The organism is Bilifractor sp. LCP21S3_F8, from assembly GCF_052117805.1.
In the GTDB taxonomy this organism is placed as follows: Bacteria; Bacillota; Clostridia; order Lachnospirales; family Lachnospiraceae; genus Bilifractor.
In genome coordinates, this window is sequence record NZ_JBQKIK010000007.1 from 84051 (window position 1) to 104279 (window position 20229).

At 51.8% G+C, this 20229-nt stretch carries 16 protein-coding genes; 1 reads left to right on the forward strand and 15 read right to left on the reverse strand.

The window, feature by feature from the left end:
• Positions 1-116 precede the first annotated feature (116 nt).
• The 14 genes from ACTQ3A_RS05275 to ACTQ3A_RS05340 form a co-directional block, all read right to left on the reverse strand.
• The gene (locus ACTQ3A_RS05275; RefSeq protein WP_441100102.1) at positions 117-680 is read right to left on the reverse strand and encodes a 5-formyltetrahydrofolate cyclo-ligase; all 564 of its coding nucleotides are present in this window, start codon (positions 678-680) and stop codon (positions 117-119) included.
• Between the two features lie 12 nt (positions 681-692).
• Positions 693-1565 (reverse strand): glutamate 5-kinase, encoded by an 873-nt coding sequence (proB, locus tag ACTQ3A_RS05280; protein WP_441100100.1) that lies wholly within the window; start codon positions 1563-1565, stop codon positions 693-695.
• A gap of 198 nt (positions 1566-1763) precedes the next feature.
• Positions 1764-2285, reverse strand: a complete 522-nt coding sequence (gene ybeY / locus ACTQ3A_RS05285; RefSeq protein WP_441100099.1) for an rRNA maturation RNase YbeY — start codon at positions 2283-2285, stop codon at positions 1764-1766.
• A gap of 44 nt (positions 2286-2329) precedes the next feature.
• The gene (locus tag ACTQ3A_RS05290) at positions 2330-3349 is read right to left on the reverse strand and encodes a PhoH family protein (protein ID WP_441100097.1); all 1020 of its coding nucleotides are present in this window, start codon (positions 3347-3349) and stop codon (positions 2330-2332) included.
• A 214-nt stretch (positions 3350-3563) separates the two neighbouring features.
• On the reverse strand, positions 3564-4112 hold the full coding sequence (locus ACTQ3A_RS05295) for a DUF2284 domain-containing protein (protein WP_441100096.1): 549 nt from the start codon (positions 4110-4112) through the stop codon (positions 3564-3566).
• 117 nt (positions 4113-4229) lie between these two features.
• On the reverse strand, positions 4230-4709 hold the full coding sequence (gene rlmH, locus ACTQ3A_RS05300; RefSeq protein ID WP_441100095.1) for a 23S rRNA (pseudouridine(1915)-N(3))-methyltransferase RlmH: 480 nt from the start codon (positions 4707-4709) through the stop codon (positions 4230-4232).
• A 232-nt stretch (positions 4710-4941) separates the two neighbouring features.
• Entirely contained in the window at positions 4942-6345 is a 1404-nt protein-coding gene (gltA, locus tag ACTQ3A_RS05305; protein WP_441100093.1) for an NADPH-dependent glutamate synthase, read from the reverse strand.
• On the reverse strand, positions 6345-7232 hold the full coding sequence (locus tag ACTQ3A_RS05310) for a sulfide/dihydroorotate dehydrogenase-like FAD/NAD-binding protein (RefSeq protein WP_441100091.1): 888 nt from the start codon (positions 7230-7232) through the stop codon (positions 6345-6347). The genes gltA and ACTQ3A_RS05310 overlap by 1 nt, the downstream gene beginning before the upstream one ends.
• A 349-nt stretch (positions 7233-7581) precedes the next feature.
• The gene (locus ACTQ3A_RS05315) at positions 7582-9027 is read right to left on the reverse strand and encodes an FN3 associated domain-containing protein (RefSeq protein ID WP_441100089.1); all 1446 of its coding nucleotides are present in this window, start codon (positions 9025-9027) and stop codon (positions 7582-7584) included.
• Between the two features lie 3 nt (positions 9028-9030).
• The gene (locus ACTQ3A_RS05320) at positions 9031-12120 is read right to left on the reverse strand and encodes a DNA translocase FtsK 4TM domain-containing protein (protein WP_441100087.1); all 3090 of its coding nucleotides are present in this window, start codon (positions 12118-12120) and stop codon (positions 9031-9033) included.
• A 26-nt stretch (positions 12121-12146) separates the two neighbouring features.
• Positions 12147-13016, reverse strand: coding sequence for an undecaprenyl-diphosphate phosphatase (locus tag ACTQ3A_RS05325; RefSeq protein WP_441100086.1), 870 nt, complete (start codon positions 13014-13016; stop codon positions 12147-12149).
• A gap of 87 nt (positions 13017-13103) precedes the next feature.
• Positions 13104-13847 carry a YebC/PmpR family DNA-binding transcriptional regulator gene (locus tag ACTQ3A_RS05330; RefSeq protein ID WP_441100084.1) on the reverse strand — a complete coding sequence of 248 codons (744 nt, stop codon included), beginning with the start codon at positions 13845-13847 and terminating at the stop codon, positions 13104-13106.
• Positions 13848-14168: 321 nt separating this feature from the next.
• Positions 14169-15689, reverse strand: coding sequence for an NAD(P)H-hydrate dehydratase (locus ACTQ3A_RS05335; protein ID WP_441100082.1), 1521 nt, complete (start codon positions 15687-15689; stop codon positions 14169-14171).
• A 203-nt stretch (positions 15690-15892) separates the two neighbouring features.
• Entirely contained in the window at positions 15893-16534 is a 642-nt protein-coding gene (locus ACTQ3A_RS05340; RefSeq protein ID WP_441100081.1) for a redox-sensing transcriptional repressor Rex, read from the reverse strand.
• 186 nt (positions 16535-16720) lie between these two features.
• On the opposite strand from ACTQ3A_RS05340, the gene ACTQ3A_RS05345 reads away from it, so the two are divergent.
• The gene (locus tag ACTQ3A_RS05345; RefSeq protein ID WP_441494267.1) at positions 16721-18757 is read left to right on the forward strand and encodes an ABC-F family ATP-binding cassette domain-containing protein; all 2037 of its coding nucleotides are present in this window, start codon (positions 16721-16723) and stop codon (positions 18755-18757) included.
• A gap of 107 nt (positions 18758-18864) precedes the next feature.
• Here the strand turns inward: ACTQ3A_RS05345 and ACTQ3A_RS05350 are convergent, their stop codons facing one another.
• Positions 18865-20076 carry an NADP-dependent isocitrate dehydrogenase gene (locus tag ACTQ3A_RS05350; RefSeq protein ID WP_441100078.1) on the reverse strand — a complete coding sequence of 404 codons (1212 nt, stop codon included), beginning with the start codon at positions 20074-20076 and terminating at the stop codon, positions 18865-18867.
• Positions 20077-20229 lie beyond the last annotated feature (153 nt).

Below are 20229 nucleotides of genomic sequence, written 5' to 3' on the forward strand. Positions count from 1 at the left end.
AATTCTGTTTTCCTTTCCTGATTCACCGATATAGTTCGACTATCCGGAAGCTGCGAAGCACGGAGCAATCCGTAGCTTACACAGTTTGTGGCGCTCCGCCTGCGGGGCATGGGGGGTTACTGTATAATTCGCTTTTCGGTTACAAGATATCGCGGGCAGATATCATGTGCGTCAAAGGGAACCGCGTCAAAGATCTGAAATTCAAATGCGACTGCCAGGGTCGTATGCTGGGTGTGCTCGGCCTGATATTTGTCGTAGTATCCGCCTCCGTATCCGATGCGGTGCCGTTTTTCATCGAAGGCAACGCCCGGGATGATGAACAGCGCGCGCTCATCGTGATCCGCGTTCCGCACGATTCCCGGACAGTGGGTGATGGGCTCAAGAATGCCCATGATTCCGGGCTCAAGCTGCCCGAAGTATTCGATATAGTAGAAGTTCATGATGTCGCCGTTTACCTTCGGAACAGCGACCTTCTTACCGTCTCTCCAGCACTGTTCGATAAATTCACGCGTCATGACCTCGTGCTTGTGATCCATGTAGCAGAACACGGAGGAAGCATTTCGATAGGAATCATTCTGTGTGATCTGTTCAAAGATAGCGCGGCTTTTTTCCTTTATTTCCGGGTCGGAAGCTTCTCTTCTTCTGGAAAAAACAATTTTTCTGAGTGCTTTCTTGTCCATAGCTTATCCTCATCAGGTATCCATCTGTTCCAGGTAATCCAGGAGATAGAACTCGTCCTTCGGGTCTGCCAGAAAGAGAGTTCCGATCTGCTCTCCGCGGATAATTTCATGTATAATATGAAAATCCTCTCCGCTTGCGATGATCATGTCGCATCCGCCCATCGTGGCGACCCTTGCGGCGGAGAGCTTTGTCGCCATCCCGCCGGTGCCGGCGTTGCTGCCTGTCGTAGATTTTCCCATATGCATCAGATTGTCGTCAATCCGGTCCACCACGTCGATGAATTTAGCGTCGGGATTTGTATGCGGATCATCGGTATACAGGCCGTCGATGTCGGACAGCAGGATCAGAAGATCCGCGTGGATCATCGCTGCGACAACGGCGGACAGATGATCATTGTCTCCGAAAACGGAAAGGGAGTCAATTTCATAGGTGGCAATGGTGTCATTCTCGTTCACGACAGGGATGACGCCGGCCTTGAACATCTCCCGGAAGCAGTTTACCGTGTTGTATCGGTTCAGGGTATCGAGCATGGTATGCTTCGTCATAAGAATCTGTCCGCACACGTGATTATACTCGGAAAAAATCTTCTGGTAGATCATCATGAGCTTGGCCTGTCCGACAGCGGCGCAAGCCTGTTTCTGTGCGATGGTCTCGTCCTTCTTGCTGATTCCAAGAGTCCCGCGTCCGACCATGATGGCTCCTGAGGAGACGAGAACAACCTCTTTTCCCATGTTTACCAGATCGCAGATCTCCCGGATCAGAACCTCAACCTTGATAAGATCCAGCCGCTGTGTCTCTCTGTGTGCCAGCGAGGAGGAACCGATCTTGATTACAATTCTCTTTTTGTCCTTCAGTTTTTTTCTCACTTCTGCGCTAATACCCATCTCTGCTCTCCCATTAATGATATCCGAATCCATGTGGCAGCTGCGGGAGCTGCGAAGCAACGGAGCAGCTGGCTTGATACAGCTTGTGGCGCCGCGCCCGCGGTGCCCAATGCAATCCAATCCGCGGATAAAACCGGTCAGAAGGTAGGAGCAATCCATGCCTGATCCATGCTCCGGCAATATCCGCGGAACCGTTATTTATGAATGGACTTCAGGATCCCGTGTGATTCCGAGCGCCTGAAGAACTGCCTCCTGCTTCTGCTCCATCACTGCGGCTTCCTCCGGGACCATGTGATCATATCCGAGAAGATGCAGCATGCTGTGAGCAATCAGGAAGGAAATCTCCCGTTTCAGTGAATGCCCGTATTCCTTCGCCTGTTCATCTGCTCTTTCCACCGAAATTACAATATCCCCGAGAAGAAGCTCTCCGGTCTCCGGGTTGAAGGATCCCGCGGCAGTCTCATCATCCTCGAGACAGCTGTAATTCGCGGGGCTCTCCCAGTCCGTCATAGGAAAAGACAGGACGTCGGTCGCGCGGTCAATCTGCCGGAACTCCCGGTTCAGGCGGTGAATCTCATCATTGTCCACAAAAGTCAGGTTTACCTCCGCCTCGTACGGACAATTCTCGGAAGCAAGAACCTGCCGGATGACCTGCCTGGCGGTTTCCTCGCAGTCAGATGGAAGCTCATGATTCTGCTCATTTTCTAGATTTAATGTCATAATCTGCACCTCTGAAACTCCTGCTGTCGATGAACAGCAGCTTTCTATTTCCGTGAAGAAGGCCGTACCTGTCTGGATCCATGGGTATCCCTGCGGGATCTGGCCGTATCTTTTTTCTCGTACTTTTCGTAGGCTTCTACGATCTTCTGTACCAGCGGATGACGGACGACATCTCGGCTGGTAAGTTCACAGAAGGAAATTCCCTCAACTTTACGGAGAACCTTTGCGGCAACATCGAGTCCGGAGGTTACGCCGGCGGCTAGATCCTTCTGGGTCATATCACCGGTGATGACGACCTTTGACCCGAAACCGATTCGCGTCAGGAACATCTTCATCTGCGCGGGGGTGGTATTCTGCGCTTCATCGAGAATGATGTAGGCGTCATCCAGTGTGCGGCCTCGCATATAGGCAAGGGGAGCCACCTCGATCAGGCCCTTCTCCATATTCTTCTGAAAGCTCTCGGCTCCCATGATCTGATAGAGAGCATCATAGAGAGGACGCAGATATGGGTCAATCTTACTCTGCAGGTCGCCCGGAAGAAAACCGAGCTTCTCACCCGCTTCGATAGCGGGACGGGTCAGGATAATCCTGCTCACCTCGTCGTTTCGAAAGGCAGTGATCGCCATCGCCATGGCCAAATAAGTTTTTCCTGTGCCGGCCGGGCCGATGCCGAAGGTGATCATGTGATTCCGGATGGCGTCCACGTATTGCTTCTGACCGACAGTCTTTGGCTTCACTGCCCTGCCGTTTATTGTGTGGCAGATCAGATCACTGTCCAGTTCCAGAACATCGGATTCTCTGGATTCCATCGCCATCGACAGCATGTAATTGATGTTCTGTTCCGTGATTTCGTTGCCGCGCGTGGAAAGCTCGATCAGATCCTCCAGCATGCGGCGGGCCGCCGCCACGTTTGAGGCGGGACCGACGATCTTCAGGGACCCGTCTCTGGACAGAAGAGTCACCCCAAGAGTTCGTTCTATTTTCTTTACATTCTGATCGAATTCCCCGTATACATTCTTCTCATGTTCTGCGGGAATTTCCAATTGTTCCTCAATAACTGCCAATTTATCATCCTCAGCTTAAATGTATGATGGTGTCCCTGCTTACAGGGCGTGTACGTTTCTGTAGAATCTTCCGGCGGAATGACTCTCTGGTGACAGAGAGAAGATACCGGCGGAAAAATCTCCTTCTGACAGAGAAAAATTTCCGGCGGAGTGACTCTCTGGTGACAGAGAGAAGATACCGGCGGAAAGACCTCCTTATGACAGAGAAAGCATCTCAGCGGTAAAAAATGAGAGAAAACCACAGCTGTGTGTGTTCATCGATATAGTACTCCATGCCGCAGGACTCGGCAAGCTTTGCAACGACGATGCCGTGGCCTTCAATGCAGGGATGCATACGGTCGGGAAAACGGCATGGCTTCTCCGGATAGGTGCATTCCTGGCAGATGCCGCAGGAATCCCCGGAGAGGCGGTAGGTCTCCAGACCGGCTTTCCGCATTCTCTGCTCTACAAGACCGGTCGTCTGCTCATGGGAACGCTTCGTCTGAAAAGACTCTGTGAGGTTCATGCTGTCCCGGACCTCGTGTACGGTGGAGAAGAAAAAAGCTCCCCGGTAAGCCATGCATCTTTCCCGGCATTCCGGAACGGTGCCAACCGCCGGCGGACAGGACCAGCTGCTTCCATATCGCTTGCATTCCAGCCGGCAGACCGTCCGAACCTTCTCGGTAAAAGGAATCTGTTCCGGTGTCAGGAAACCGTATTCAAACACGGGAAGATCCTGAATCAAAGTTTCTATATGACTTTTAATATTTTCAAAATCTGTCATGGTATTTACAGCCTGCCCTTCCGGAGCTGATGCGCACACCGGCTGGTATATATGTCAACAGCGTGATTGCCGTTTATTCTGCAGCCTGCCCTTCCGAAGCTGATACAAGCACTGAACTCACTTGTGATACGGCTCATGATGCAGAATGCGGAAACTGCGATAAATCTGCTCCAGGAGAATCATGCGCATCAGTTGATGCGGAAAGGTCATTTTCGAGAAGCTGAGCTTCCGGTCCGCTCTTTGCAGGACCTGCGGGGAGAGGCCCAGCGAGCCGCCAATCACAAATACTATATGACTAATTCCACGTACGGTCAATGAAGAAATCCGTTCAGAAAGCTCAACAGAATCCAGCATCTCCCCGTCGATGGCAAGCGCGATCACAAAGGCATTGTCCGGGATGAGCTTCAGGAGACGGTCTCCCTCCTTTTCCCGGATCGCGTCCTCTTCCGCCACGGATGCGCCTTCGGGAGTTTTCTCATCCGCAGCTTCCAGGATCTGAAGCGTGCAGTAGCGGCTGAGCCGCTTGCTGTACTCGTCGATCCCTGCCTTCAGATATTTTTCCTTGATTTTTCCGACACAGGCAATTGTAATTTTCATATTGATTGTGTTCCTGAATAATTTGTCTTTAAATCGCGGCAGATCAACGAGGCCGGTCATCTGCAGGATTCCGGATGAAAAGGAAAAAATTACAGTGCCGGAAGTCCTGCGAACAGAGAACGTTTTCCAGAAGAAACGAAAACATCCCGGAGTTCTCCGGGATGTTTCGAAACGAGATAAAACGCGCTTCGCGGACGTTGTCTCGTTATCGCGACGATCGCGTAAATCAAAATCACTTTGCGGATTTGGATCTGATGAATTCGTCAATTCCCTTCGCGGCCGCTTTACCTGCGCCCATGGCCAGGATTACGGTCGCCGCGCCGGTAACCGCGTCGCCGCCGGCAAATACGCCTTCCTTGGTCGTCTGACCGTTCTCCTCGCTTGCAATGATACATTTTCTCTTGTTCACGTCGAGTCCGACTGTGGTAGAGGAAATCAGAGGATTCGGAGATGTTCCAAGGGACATGATGACGGTATCACAGTCCATGTTGAACTCAGAACCCGGGATCTCAACCGGGCGGCGTCTGCCGGACGCATCCGGCTCACCGAGCTCCATGCGGATGCATCGGATGGATTTCACCCAGCCGGTCTTCTCATCCGCGATGATTTCCACCGGATTTGTCAGAAGATCAAAGATAATGCCCTCTTCCTTCGCATGATGAACTTCCTCGCGACGTGCCGGAAGCTCCTCCTCGGAACGGCGGTATACAATGTGTACCTCGGCACCGAGACGCAGTGCGGTTCTGGCAGCATCCATGGCAACATTTCCTCCGCCGACAACGACTACCTTTTTGCCCCTGTGGATCGGAGTGTAGTAATCGTCACGATAAGCCTTCATGAGGTTATTCCGGGTGAGATACTCGTTTGCGGAGAATACGCCGAGTGCGGTTTCACCCGGGATATTCATGAAACGCGGAAGTCCTGCGCCGGAACCAATAAATACAGCCTCAAAGCCATCTTCACCGAGAAGCTCGTCGACCTTCTCGGATTTGCCGATAACGACATTTGTATCGATCTTAACGCCGAGACTCTTTACATTCTCGACTTCCTTCTCAACGACCTTGTCCTTGGGAAGACGGAATTCCGGGATTCCATAGGCAAGAACGCCGCCGGCCTTATGAAGCGCCTCAAAGATCGTGACATCATAGCCGAGCTTTGCGAGATCTCCTGCACAGGTCAGACCCGAAGGACCGGCTCCGATAATCGCAACCTTGTGGCCGTTCTTCTCCTTTGCGGGAGTCGGCTTGATTCCGTTCTCTTTTGCCCAGTCCGCCGTAAATCTCTCGAGCTTTCCGATGGAGACCGCCTCACCCTTGATTCCGCGGATACATCTCTCCTCACACTGTGTCTCCTGAGGACATACACGTCCGCAGACAGCCGGAAGAGAACTGGATTCACTGATGACATCATAGGCGTGCCGGAAGTCACCGTCCTTTACGCCGCTGATAAATGCCGGAATATTAATATGGACGGGGCAGCCTTCTACACATCTGGGCTTCTTGCAATTCAGGCATCTGGTGGCCTCAGCCATCGCCTCTTCCTGATTATATCCAAGGCAGACCTCATCGAAGTTAGTGGCACGAACCTTGGGATCCTGCTCTCTGACAGGAACTTTCTTCAGCATATCAACTTCCATCACTTGTCACCTCCGCACATTCCGCAGCCGCCGTGATGGGTATCACCCTCCTGAGCCTTCAGGATCGCACGGCCTTCCTCTGTCTGATACATTCTGTTTCTCTGCATAGCCTGATCAAAATCAATGAGATGACCGTCAAACTCCGGTCCGTCTACACACGCGAATTTGACCTCTCCGCCGACCATGACACGGCAGGCGCCGCACATGCCGGTTCCGTCGACCATGATCGGATTCATGCTGACTACTGTGTGGATGCCGAATTCCTTCGTCAGCTTGCATACGAACTTCATCATGATCATCGGTCCGATTGCAACGCACCAGTCGTAGTGCTTGCCCTCTTTTTCGATCAGATCCTGAAGACATACGGTGACCATACCCTTGCGCTGATAGGAACCATCGTCTGTGGTGATGTAAAGGTTGCATACGGATTTGAATTCATCCTCAAGGATGACAAGATCTTTATTCTTGGCGCCGATAATGACATCTGCGGTCACGCCGTGCTCATGGAGCCATTTAACCTGCGGATATACCGGTGCGGTGCCGACACCGCCGGCGATGAAGACAATGCTTCTCTTCTTGAGCTCTTCAATCGGCGTGTCGATCAGATCGGACGGACGTCCGAGCGGTCCGACAAAATCCTCGAAGGAATCGCCTGCTGTAAGCTCGGCCATTCTCCGTGTGGAATTTCCGATTGGCTGGAATACGATAGTAATCGTTCCGTTTTCCCGGTCGTAATCACAGATAGTCAGAGGAATACGCTCTCCTACTTCATCAACCTTGGCAATGATGAACTGCCCGGGCTGACAATGCTTTGCTACCATTGGCGCCTTAACTACCATACGGTAGATATTTGCGGCCAGGTTGTCTGCAGACAAAATCTTATACATGTTGTCCTCCTGATATAAAAATATATTCGCGCAATTCAAGTATATCATGATTCTTCATATACAATGATATCGTGACCACGCATCCTCACGGAAAACAGAAGCCTTCCGTAATGATCGGTATTAGATCATCTGGATCGGGATGCATCCGGAACGCCGCCGAAATGCATCAGAAGCAGATATCTGTAATAGTTTACCATAAATCAGAAACTTTGTGAGGCTTTTTTCGCAATTTGCAATGTACTTTATCACAAATGTATTGTTGTTCATGCATTCGCACAGCCTGACCGGTTTCGTTCGAGTACTCTTCGGCAGAATTATTACATGCCTTCCTGCACTTTTCCTGACTCGTTCAGTTTGAGTTCTCTTCGGCAGCTTTATCGCTCTCCTTTCCGGTACTTTCAGAACCGGTCTGTTCCCTGTTCTCCGAGTTTGCGGAAGAGGTTGATGAAGAAGCTTCCGGAGTCGGCGTGGCAGTCGGTGTCGGTGTTGCCGCCTCCGTTGGTGTCGGTGTGGCTACCGTCTCCGAATTATAGGCATTCACCGGGTTGTAGGTGTTGCTTGCCTCCTGTGTCGGTGTGGCAGTCGGTGTCGGCGTTGCTGTCGGGGTAACAACTGAGTAAATATAGGTTGCGGATGCCACCTTTCCGAGTTTTCCGTCCTTGCTGCACAGCACCGCGTAGAAGATATGTTCCCCCTGACGCATACTCACTGGTTTGGTATACTTGTTGCTGCTTTTGGTCGGTGTCTGGTCAAAGGCATAGTAACATGTATAACCATCCGGAACCGTAACCGTAATATGGGTGACATCAGTGTCTGTGTCATTGCCGGAGGAAGACGAAACCGATTCAGAACTGCTGCTCTTCCCCTTCACGTGCGTGTAGGTGCCAGATTCCGGTGTTATTTTTGGAGCGGAAGGAGTATCGAGCTCAATGCTGAATTCCTGACTGGAAGTCTCACTGGTGAGCCCCTTGTCTGTGACAACGATTGCCTTGACCGTTGTGGTTCCCTCCTTCAGTTTAAAGGAACCGGTATACTTTGAAGAGGAAAGATCCGGTGTGGAATCATCCGTTGTGTAGTAGATGGTTCCGCTGTCAGAGGACTCGATCGTTATGGTCTGGACAGCATCGTAAGTGCCGCCTTCAGGGGTGATGGTGGGCGCCTTCGGGAGGTAATTCTCATATTTCGCCAGTACCTTCTTGTTTTTGCAGTTCTTCAGCAGGGTGCGTATCGCGTCCGAGTTCCTGTCGGCGGTATATAATTTGATCAGAAGATCATATGCCCTGGTATAGTCGCCGTTTCCGGCAATCAGCTTTTCCAGAACAGACTCTGCGTCACTGTTTTTCTTCAAGGCAGCATAGATTTCTGCCTCCAGATAAAGCCCGTCGTCATTGTCAGCGTCGATTTTCAGAGCCTTTGTGATATAGGACAGGGCATCGTCATAATCGCCGATTTCATAGGAGCTCTGCGCTTTTTCATACTGATAGGCAAAGGACCCATGCTGTTTGCGGAGATGAAGCGATACCGATGTTATGATGACAGCGGCAGCAGCCGCGGCAATCAGCACAATCAGCAGGAGGATCTTGCGGCGGATCTGCTGCTTCCGTTTTTCGATCGCCTGTTCCCGTTCCATCTCTTCACGGCGTCTCTGTGCTTCATCCTCTTTTCTTTTTTTGTCTTCCTGAATCTTGCTTTCAATCGTGACATAGTCAGGCACGAGCTGTACCTCGTGTCCGCATACGGGGCAGATCAGTTCATCATCCGGAAATTGCGCGCCACAGTTTGTGCAAGTCCTCATTGATCAATTCTCCTCCAGGTAATTCTCAAATTGTTCCATCGACATCAAGACTTTGCGTGGTTTTGTTCCTTCTTCTTCTCCGACGACACCGGCATCACAGAGCTGATCCATGATCCTGGCAGCGCGGTTGAATCCGATCCGGAATGCCCGCTGAAGCATACCGATCGAAGCTTTATCCTTTTCAATAATCAGTTTTCCGGCATCCGTGAAATAGGAATCCGTGTCCATCGCGTCTCCGCTTGGACTGACAGATCCGGCGGCGTTTTTGTCGATTGCCTCCTGAATCTGCATCATGTTCTCCTGTGTAAAGTGCAGGACCTTGTGGTTCTCCTTTAAATAATTGACTACGTTTGCGATCTCTTCATCCGTCAGAAAAGCGCCCTGAATACGGGCGGGCTTCTGGTAGCCCTGCGGGTAAAAGAGCATATCACCCTTACCGAGAAGCTTCTCCGCACCATTCATGTCAATGATTGTTCGTGAATCAACACCCGAGGTTACGGAAAGAGCAATTCTCGAAGGCATATTTGCCTTGATTAGTCCGGTAATGACATTGACGGAAGGACGCTGGGTCGCGATGATCAGATGAATGCCACAGGCACGGGCAAGCTGAGCCAGCCGGCAGATCGCGTCCTCCACCTCATTCTGCGCGACCATCATAAGGTCCGCAAGCTCATCCACGACGATTACGATACGGAACATCTTCTTCGGCTTTTTACCGTTTTCATCCGGCGGCATCGCATCTACCTTTTCGTTGTAGCCTCTCAGATCGCGCACGCCCATCTCCGCGAATTTCTGGTAGCGGTCGGTCATCTCCGAGACGGCCCAGTTCAGAGCGCCCGCAGCCTTCTTCGGGTCTGTGACGACCGGGATCAGCAGATGCGGTATCCCGTTATATACGGAAAGCTCAACAACCTTCGGATCAATCATGATGAATTTCACCTCATCCGGTCTGGATTTGTAGAGGATACTCATGATGAAGGTGTTGATGCAAACCGATTTTCCGGAACCGGTGGCTCCGGCGATCAGCAGATGCGGCATCTTCGCGATGTCGGCGATCACCGGCTGTCCGGCGATGTCTTTTCCGACACAGATCGCGAGCTTTGATTTCGCCTTCCGGAAAGCCTCGGATTCCAGAAGCTCCCGCATGCTTACTGTGGTATTTGTCTTGTTCGGGACTTCGATCCCGATCGCGGCCTTGCCGGGAATCGGGGCTTCAATCCGCACATCGGTGGCGGCCAGGTTCAGCTTGATATCGTCCTGAAGACTCAGGATCTTGCTGACCTTTACGCCCATCTGCGGGGTCAGCTCATACTGTGTAACGGTCGGGCCGCAGCTGATGTGGTTGATGGTGACTTCCACGCCGAAATTATGAAGCGTCTGCTGGAGCTTTGCGGCTGTCGCCTTAAGATGCTCGTTCGAGTCGCCTCTCTGATTGGGCTTCGGGGGATTGAGCAGATCAATCGGGGGAAAAACATATTCCTCCGCGATCTCTTCGTCCTGTTCCGGGACCTGGATTTCTTCTGCGCCGCCTGCGGATGCCCTTGCCTTTCGGCCGCCCTTCTCTGGAGAAGTATTTATCTCTTTCGGATCTGCGTGTTCTTCCGGATTTACGTGCTCCTTCAGAACGCCGTTTCCCTTCGGATCCGTCTTCTGCCCTGTCTGTCCCTTTCCGTTTTCAGCAGAAGCGGTATCAACAGCCATGCCGCGTGATGGTCTGCCCGCGGCTTCATCGAAATGGTTTTCCTGACCGGCAGATGGCAGAAGAGACTCTCCTGCCGGTGCGGAGGAAGCTTGTATTCTGCCTGTTCCATTGCTGATGATGTCATCCGGAATTGCCTCAGGTGTAATCAGAAAATCATCTTCCAGGTTATCTTCGTCTTCAATGATCTCCCCGGTCTCAGGATCAAAGGAATGGTCCGGTTTATACCTGTTCTTGCTGCTTTTATTGGTATTGTCATCTGTTTTACGGATGGCCTTGTTATTGGTTTTGCTGTCTCCACTGCCGGTATTGCTGCTGTCCGGCGTCTGAGCGGTCTGCAGTTCCGAGATGATCGGCGCAAGAGAAGCCGCGTCAATGGTTGTCTTTGATACGGGCGCAGACAGCTTCGCAGCGGAATTCGGATCTCTGTCAGGATGCGGAATCGTCTGAGGCTCGACACGGCGGGCCATACGGGTTGTCTCCTCGGCCGCAGCCTGCCGTTCTCTGGTCTTCATGCGAAGCGCCGCCTCCCGCTCCTTTTTCGCGATCGCCGCATCTCTTCTTTCCTGACGGATCAGCCGGCGCTCTTCTCTCTCCTGTTCACGAATGTCGCGGGTGTCATAGAGATAATCGCTGCGGTCACGTATGAGCGAAAAAAGAGATTTCTGCGTAAGAAGAAGCGCAAAGATTACCAGCGCCAGGATCACAATGACATAGGCACCGATCATACCGAAGCCTTTTCCGAACAGCAGAACCAGTATTCCTCCGATGATTCCGCCTCCGGTGTGGTATCTTGAACACTCGCGGAAGATCTGCGCGGGTCCGGCGCTCTTCTCATATCCGCTGAGGATCAGCTGCGCAAAAGCACAGATAAAGATATACAGTCCCGACAGCGAGGTTACCCTTCGCGTGACATCCGGAGAAGCTGAGTTTGCCATCAGGAAAATCACCAGATAGAGAAGCAGAAAAGGAAAAATATATGCAGTGATTCCAAAAAGGCCGAATGCCAGCGATGCCAGAGCGGATCCGACCGGACCGGCGAGACCGATACAGGAAAGAAACAGAAGAATGCTGATGCCGAGAGTCAGGAGAATCCCGACGTCACGTCTGATTTCTGTTTCACGCTTCGCTTTGGCTTTCGTGGAATAACCGGATGTCCGGTATTGTGATGCGGACCCGCCGGATGTTCTTCCGGAGGAACGCCGTCTGGAGGAACCCGTTCCTGAAGTGCCCTTTCCAGAGGAACTTCTTCCGTATGCGCTCCCTCCGGATGATCTGCCCGACGAAGCGGAAGTCCTGGATGATTTCAGCTTCCCCGTCGCTGAAGTCTTCCGGACTCTGCTTTTTGCGGAAACGCCGGACGCGGTTTCCTGTCTCCCCTTACTACGTGCCAATGATTACACTCCTCTTATCCTTTGTCTCAGTGCAGGTATGCAATGATGGATAATACGCCTGCCGCCAGACAATAAACTGCAAAAAAACGATTTAAATTTCTGTTCAATAACCGGATTGTATAACGGAGTACCAGGTATCCGACCGCTGCAGCGACAAGTATCCCTGCGATACACGGTCCAATGCCGACGGTCTTCCCGACAGATACCGGCGACGGCCCCTCAAGAATCAGTCCGCCCAGAATCGACGGAATGCTGATCAACATGGCATACCGGATCGTGTATTTTCTGGAAAAACCAGCGAGACTGCATCCTGCCATGATCATGCCGATTCTGGACACCCCGGGAACCGCTGAAATTCCCTGGAATGCGCCGATGATTAAGGCGTCAGAATACTTCGTGCCTTTCGGTTTCTTCTTCCGGTCGTCCGAGAACGAGGATACCATCAGCATCAGTGCGGTAACCATAAATCCCATGGCGGTGATCAGAAGATTCCGGGCGCCGATTTCGGCGAAACGACGAAGAATCAGGGCGATCAGAAATGTCGGAATCATGGAAACCGCCATATACACCACAAGTCTGCGGTAAGCGGATTTCAGCATCGGACGGTATTCTCCATCCTCCGGATGTCCGAAGTTTTGCGCATAGGTGATCAGATTGAATATGCCGTCCCGGATGAGACCGGTGAGCGCGTTCCACAGACGGAGAAGATCATCCTTCAGAACGAGGCATACCGCTGCCAGAGTTCCGATATGCATCAGCGTCAGAAACTTCAGCGAAAGCCCGGTGCTGATTCCCATAAAACTGCCGGCCAGCACCAGATGTCCGGAGCTGCTGACAGGAAGAAAGGATGCAATACCCTGTATGCACCCCAGAATCATCGCCTGTAGAATAGACATCGTTTACTCCTTATTTGTTCAGAGTTATAAGAAACCGGTCCGAAAAAATCTGCAGGTCGGGACCGGTTTGTGATCATATCAGTTCAATTACTCCTCGTCGAGCTCACCGTCGAGGTTGGTGTACACATTCTGAACGTCATCGCTTTCATCCAGAAGATCCAGAATCCTCTGAAGCATCTTGCGGTCATTCTCATCCGTCAGCGCGGTCTTTGTCTGCGGAAGCATGACGACATCCGCCTCAGACATGACAATGCCCTTCTTCTCGAGAGCTTCCCGAACCGCAGAGAAATCATTCGGAGCAGTCAGGATCTCATAGTAATCTTCCTCTTCATTGAAATCTTCCGCGCCGCAGTCAAGAGCAAGCATCATGAGATCATCTGCGGAACCATCATAATCCTCTTTGCTGACGATGATCTGTCCCTTCTCATCAAACATAAAGGAAACACATCCGGGTGTTCCGACATTTCCGTTTCCCTTTGAAAATGCGCTTCTGACATCTGCTGCCGTGCGGTTCTTGTTGTCTGTAAGTGTCTGGACGATTACGGCAACTCCGCCGGGGCCGTAGCCTTCATAGGTGATGTGCTCATAGTTGTCCGCGTTCGCGGCACCTGCAGCCTTTTCAATACCGCGCTTAATGGTATCGTTCGGCATGTTGTTGGCCTTGGCTTTTGCGATTACATCACGAAGCTTGCTGTTGTTGTCCGGATCCGGTCCGCCCTCTTTCACGGCAATCACGATTTCACGGCCGATGATGGTAAAAATCTTGCCCTTAGCCGCGTCGTTCTTCTCCTTCTTGTGCTTGATGTTCGCAAACTTTGAATGTCCTGACATAAAATTTCACTCCTCATTAAATTGTAAATAGTATATGAATTCAGCGCCGTATACGGTAACCGGCCATGCTGTATACAACACCACAAGCTGTATGCAGAGTCCGGCGGTTTTCATAACTCGCGCTAATTTTAACATTACTTTAAAAATATATCACTGAATGGATGGATCGTCAACCGGCTGCAAAGAGAGTCAAATCGGCTCAACGCAAATACAAAGAGAGTCAAAGCGGCTGCAAAAAGAGTCAAAGCAGCAAAGAAGCAGAAAATTTCAGAGTTCTGTCTCCCTTTGAGGTGACAGCGGAAAAGGCGCGGCGCCGGTTCATCAGAGAAATTCGTGGATGAATTCGAGGATGTTTCCGGCAGTTGCGGAGGCCTCTGAATATTTCTCGGATGCCCGCTCTCCGCATTTTCCGTGAATGTAGACTCCGAGTGCGGCAGCGACACCGGTATAATCTCCGTGCTGCGCGGTCAGACCGGCGATGATTCCGGTCAGGACATCTCCGCTCCCGGCTGTGGATAGTGCGCTGTTGCCGGACCGGTTCAGGAAGCAGCTGCCATTCGGGAGCGCTGTGACCGTTGCGGCGTCTTTCAGAACCACCGTGTTGCGGACCTCCTCGGCAGCATGCCTTGCGATGCTGACGGCAGATGACTTGATATCTGAGGGAGCGATGCCGGTCAGACGGCTCATCTCACCAACGTGTGGTGTGAAAACGGAGGGAAAACGGATTTCCCGAAGGAGGTCGCTGTGCGCCGCAATGAGATTCAGCGCATCAGCGTCAAAAACTGCAGGTATTTTTCTTTCCTGATTCAGACGAAGGAATTCCCGCATAAGAGAAAGCGCCGTATCGCCGGTTCCAAGTCCTGGACCGATCAGTACAGTATCCGCCCATTTCATATCCGCTGCAAGCTGTGGAAAGTCTTTTGCGCCATCCCGGTATGTGGAAATGAGAGCTTCCGGGAACAGTGCGCAGATTGGTGTGCGGTTATTTTCTTCTGTGAAGATTTTCACCATTCCGACACCGGTCAGAAGTGCGGCCTTTGCGGAAAGATATGCCGCCCCGCAGATATTCCGCGATCCGGCGATGACGAGAATCTTCCGGAAGGTTCCCTTGTTGCCCGATTCATCACGCTTCGGGAGATATTCAAGATCACTGTGTTCGATGGTATACAGATGGCAGGCCTTCGTGATTTCTCTGGTAAGCGGAATTCCGATCTGCTTCACTTTGACCTTCCCGGCACAGGCTGCTCCTGGATAGATGTAGAGACCTGCCTTTCCGGTTGTGAACGTGACAGTGAGATCCGCACGGACAGCTGTCCCCATGATCACGCCGGAGTCGGTGTTGACACCGGACGGCATATCGACAGCGGCGACAGGAAGCTCGGAATGATTGATTCGGTCAATAAGTTCGGCATATATTCCGGTGATGTCCCGTTTCAGCCCGATCCCGAAAAGAGCGTCTATAATAAGAGAATAATCCTCCGGATGGAAATCCTCCAGTTCCGCGCCCGGTGTGCTGCGGGCGCGGATGACCGGGATCGGAAAACCCTCGATGATATGAAGCTGCTGTTTCAGCTGGTCACTGAATTTTTCCTCCGGTCCGGCAAGAAAAACCGTGCAGCTGTATCCTTCCTCGCAGAGAACGCGGGCCACAGCGACTCCGTCTCCGCCATTGTTTCCCGTTCCGCAGACGACGAGGATCCGATCCATGTCATACTGCCGTTTTTCAATTTCTGATGCACAGGCAAGTGCCGCCCGCTCCATGAGGACCATGGAAGGCATTCCAGCCGCGACAGCGCTTCGATCCGCGTCCTGATGCTGCCTTGCACTCAAGATCAGTTTCATTCTGTATCCTCCCTTTCTGCTGAAGAACAGCGCAATTCATGAGATCCGATAAACGTTCTCTTCACTGCTCCAATTCATGAGATCCGATAAACGTTCTCTTCTCTGCTCCAATTGATGAGATCCGATAACAATTTTCTTTTCCGTTCCAAAAAGAGCCCCCATCTACGCGAGGGGCTCTTATATCGTCTTGTATCGGCAGGTGTCTACTTCTCTTCGAGTGTCTTGAGGTTGTAGGACAGCCGCATCAGACTTTCGGACAGATGAACATTCTGAACAGCCACATTCTTCGGTACCACAAGGTTCAGATCGGTGTGCGCAAAATTCCAGATGGCGTGAATGCCGTTTTCGATCAGCATCTTGCTTACCTCAATGGCGTATTCCTTTGGGAGAGTCAGCGTCGCGATTTCGACATCATTCTCCCGGAGAAAGGATGGAATCTCGTCCGTCATACGGATTGGAACACCCCGGATGACCTTGCCCTTTAATTCGGGATTATTGTCGAAAAGTCCGATGATACGGAAACTGTTCTTCTCAAAGTTCGTATAATTCGCGAGAGCCTGTCCCAGATGTCCGACACCGATAATGATAATATTGTGTATGCGGTCCAGTCCGAGAATTTTGGCGATCTCCTCTCGAAGATACTGCACATTATAACCGTAGCCCTGCTGCCCGAAACCGCCGAAATTATTCAGATCCTGCCGGATCTGAGAGGCGGTCACCTTCATCTGCTGACTGAGTTCACCGGAAGAAATCCGCTCAACGCCGGCCTCCTGAAGTTCACCGAGATACCGGTAATAACGGGGCAGCCTCTTGATAACGGCTTTCGAAATTTCTTTCTGACTCATAATAAGAAAACCTCCTTGAAGCTACTACCATTATATGTAATTGTCTAATTTTTGTCAAAGTATTTCTCTTTTTCCCGGTGCCCTTGCTTTGTTGTTTTTTTTCGGTATAATTGGAAGGTAAATGCTCCGCCAGAGAAGCGGCGGGACGCAAACAGGAAAAGCTACGAATGTGTGAGGTGGACAGATATGATTCTCTCCTGTCAGAATATCAGCAAGACATTTGGATCAGAGGAAATCCTGAAGGATATTTCCTTTCATATTGAAGAAAGGGACAAGGCCGCTCTGATCGGCGTGAACGGAGCGGGCAAATCGACGCTCCTCCGGATCATTACCGGAGCTCTCAGCCCGGATACCGGAGAAGTCACCGTCACACACGGCAAGACCATGGGATATCTGGCACAGTACCAGGACATGGAATCCGATGAGACGATCTATCAGGAGGTCCGGAAGGCAAAGCAGGATATCCTCGATATGGAGCAGCGTCTGCGGGAAATGGAGCGCCGGATGGACACGGTCACGGGCGAAGAGGCCGTTTCGCTGATGAACCGCTATACAGAGCTGATGCATGAGTTTGAGCTCCAGAACGGATATGCGGCGGAGAGCGAGATCACAGGCGTCCTGAAGGGACTCGGATTTGAGGAAAAAGATTTTGACCGCCGTCTTGGCTCCCTCTCCGGCGGCCAGAAGACACGGGTCGTTCTGGGAAAGCTCCTGCTGACAAAGCCGGATATCCTGCTTCTCGATGAGCCGACCAACCACCTGGATCTCTCCTCCATCGAGTGGCTGGAGAATTTTCTTATCAATTATCCGGGAACTGTGCTCATTGTCTCTCATGACCGGTATTTCCTGAACCGCATCGTCACGCGGGTTATCGAGATCGAAAACGGAAGATCCATGAGCTTCGAGGGAAACTACAACGAATACAGCCGGAAGAAATCAATCGTGCGCAAGGCACAGTACAACGCATGGGCGAAGCAGCAGGCAGAAATCCGTCATCAGGAAGCGGTCATCACCAAGCTGAAGCAGTTTAACCGGGAGAAGTCAATCAAGCGCGCGGAATCCAGAGAAAAAATGCTCGATAAAATGGAGGTTCTGGAGAAGCCGCAGGAAGTCAGCGCGGATATGCGCATTGAGCTGAAGCCGAGGACGGAAAGCGGCAAGGATGTGCTCACCGTGGCCGGTCTGTCCAAGGCATTCCCGGGGCTTCTTCTCTTCCGTAATCAGTCCTTTGAGATCAAGCGTGGAGAGCGGGTCGCGATCATCGGTGACAACGGAACCGGAAAGTCCACCATACTGAAAATGATCAACGGTCTTCTGACGCCGGATGAGGGAAAAATCGTCCTCGGTTCCAAGGTCCATATCGGGTACTACGATCAGGAGCAGCAGCTGCTTGACCCGGAGAAAACAATCTTTCAGCAGATCGCCGACGACTATCCTACGCTGACCGAAACAGAGATCCGGAATGTTCTCGCTGCCTTTCTGTTTACCGGCGATGATGTATACAAAAAGATCTCTTCCATCAGCGGCGGCGAGCGCGGGCGTGTATCCCTGGCAAGACTGATGCTCTCGGAGGCAAATTTTCTGATCCTTGACGAGCCGACGAACCACCTGGACATCATCTCCAAGGAGATTCTGGAAGATGCCTTGAATGAGTATACCGGAACGGTGCTTTATGTGAGCCACGACCGTTATTTTATCAATCAGACGGCGACCCGCATTCTGGAGCTGACCAATCACACTCTGGTCAACTATATCGGCAACTACGATTATTACATGGAGAAAAAAGAAGAGCTGACGCGTGCCTATGCCTCCTCTCCCGCGTCTGACGGCGCGGGCGGAAAAGGCCCCGGCGGCGCAGGAACAGCTTCCCTCTCCTCTTCCGGCTCCGAATCAGGAGACTCCGGATCAGCGCCGGCCGGACAGACTGCCGCAGATGGAATTCCTGCGGCAGCCACGGATTCCTCCGGCTCCGGAAAACTGGACTGGAAAGCGCAGAAGGAGGAACAGGCGAGACTTCGGAAAAAGGAAAACCGGATCCGTAAAATTGAAGAGGAAATCGAGAAACTGGAGGCGAGGAACAAAGAGATCGACGAAGAATTTCTGAAACCGGAGACCGGAACGGACCTGCAGAAATGCCAGGAGCTCGCGAAGGAACAGAACGCGAACAACGACAGGCTTCAGGAACTCTATGAAGACTGGGAGACAGCTTCCGACGAGGAATGACCGGAATGAATTCTATAATGGCCCGAATGAAAAGATGATTGTGGAATACAGGAACAGCCGCTGTGCAGAACTCTGCACAGCGGCTGTTCCTGTTTCCGTGTAAGTATTTACAGCATGGAGTCCAGTGTGTCGCGGATGGCGAGGATGAAATCCTCGGAATTCAGCGTCTTCACATTCGGAAGTGTTGTGATTCTCGCGAGATCTCCGGTCATTTTTCCGGACTCAATGGTGGTGATGGTTGCCTTCTCAAGCTTATTCGCGAAATCGACAAGCTCCGGGAGCTTGTCCAGCTCTCCCCGTTTGCGAAGAGCGCCGCTCCATGCGAAAATAGTGGCCACAGAGTTCGTCGAAGTCTCCTCGCCGCGCAGATGCTTGTAATAATGTCTCTGAACGGTTCCGTGAGCAGCCTCGTACTCAAAATATCCGTGCGGGGATACCAGAACAGAGGTCATCATCGCGAGGGAACCGAAGGCGGAGGACAGCATATCACTCATGACATCTCCGTCGTAGTTTTTGCAGGCCCAGATGAATCCGCCCTCCGATTTCATGATCCGGGCAACCGCGTCATCGATCAATGTATAGAAGTAGGTGATGCCGCAGGACTCAAATTTTTCCTTGTAGTCGTTGTCATAGATCTCCTGGAAGATATCCTTGAAGCGGTGATCATAGGTCTTGGAAATCGTGTCCTTTGTGGCAAACCAGAGATCTTCCTTTCTGGAGAGCGCAAAATCAAAGCAGCTTCTGGCAAAGCTTGTGATGGAATCATCCAGGTTATGTGTGCCCTGTACGACACCCGGTCCGTCAAACTTGTGAACCAGCTCTGTCTTCGTGATTTCACCGTCGTCGGAGGTATACACCAGTTCAACCTTACCTGCCTTCGGAACACGGATCTCTACGTTGCGGTAGACATCTCCGTAAGCGTGACGGGCGATGGTGATCGGCTTTTTCCAGCAGCGGACTACCGGTTCAATTCCCTTTACGATAATCGGTGTGCGGAACACGGTGCCGTCCAGCATGGCACGGATGGTTCCGTTCGGGCTCTTCCACATCTCCTTGAGATTGTATTCCTTAACGCGCGCGGCATTCGGTGTGATGGTCGCGCACTTTACGGCGACGCCGTATTTTTTTGTCGCCTCGGCGGAATCTCTGGTGACCTGGTCGTTCGTCTCATCGCGGTGCTTCAGCCCGAGGTCATAGTACTCGGTCTTGAGATCAATATACGGAGTGAGCAGATCATCTTTGATCATCTGCCACAGGATCCGGGTCATCTCATCTCCGTCCATTTCAACGAGAGGCGTCTTCATCTGAATTTTTCCCATTATATTGTACCTGCCTTCTATTTCGGATTCTTTCGCGATATTCTGCGGGGTGCATCCTGCGCGTTCCGTTTACACGGCATGTCGCAGGATGCGTATTCTGTGCGTTCCGTTCATGCGGTATCCGGAGAGATGCGTGCGCTGAATCCGGTTTCG

Coding starts and splice junctions, on each gene's coding strand:
- ACTQ3A_RS05340 (WP_441100081.1), bottom strand. CDS start 16,534: ATGAGTCAGAAAGAAATTTCGAAAGCCGTTATCAAGAGGCTGCCCCGT.
- ACTQ3A_RS05350 (WP_441100078.1), bottom strand. CDS start 20,076: ATGGGAAAAATTCAGATGAAGACGCCTCTCGTTGAAATGGACGGAGAT.
- ACTQ3A_RS05275 (WP_441100102.1), bottom strand. CDS start 680: ATGGACAAGAAAGCACTCAGAAAAATTGTTTTTTCCAGAAGAAGAGAA.
- ACTQ3A_RS05335 (WP_441100082.1), bottom strand. CDS start 15,689: ATGAAACTGATCTTGAGTGCAAGGCAGCATCAGGACGCGGATCGAAGC.
- gltA (WP_441100093.1), bottom strand. CDS start 6,345: ATGGAAGTTGATATGCTGAAGAAAGTTCCTGTCAGAGAGCAGGATCCC.
- rlmH (WP_441100095.1), bottom strand. CDS start 4,709: ATGAAAATTACAATTGCCTGTGTCGGAAAAATCAAGGAAAAATATCTG.
- ACTQ3A_RS05310 (WP_441100091.1), bottom strand. CDS start 7,232: ATGTATAAGATTTTGTCTGCAGACAACCTGGCCGCAAATATCTACCGT.
- ACTQ3A_RS05330 (WP_441100084.1), bottom strand. CDS start 13,847: ATGTCAGGACATTCAAAGTTTGCGAACATCAAGCACAAGAAGGAGAAG.
- ACTQ3A_RS05325 (WP_441100086.1), bottom strand. CDS start 13,016: ATGTCTATTCTACAGGCGATGATTCTGGGGTGCATACAGGGTATTGCA.
- ybeY (WP_441100099.1), bottom strand. CDS start 2,285: ATGACATTAAATCTAGAAAATGAGCAGAATCATGAGCTTCCATCTGAC.
- proB (WP_441100100.1), bottom strand. CDS start 1,565: ATGGGTATTAGCGCAGAAGTGAGAAAAAAACTGAAGGACAAAAAGAGA.
- ACTQ3A_RS05345 (WP_441494267.1), top strand. CDS start 16,721: ATGATTCTCTCCTGTCAGAATATCAGCAAGACATTTGGATCAGAGGAA.
- ACTQ3A_RS05315 (WP_441100089.1), bottom strand. CDS start 9,027: ATGAGGACTTGCACAAACTGTGGCGCGCAATTTCCGGATGATGAACTG.
- ACTQ3A_RS05295 (WP_441100096.1), bottom strand. CDS start 4,112: ATGACAGATTTTGAAAATATTAAAAGTCATATAGAAACTTTGATTCAG.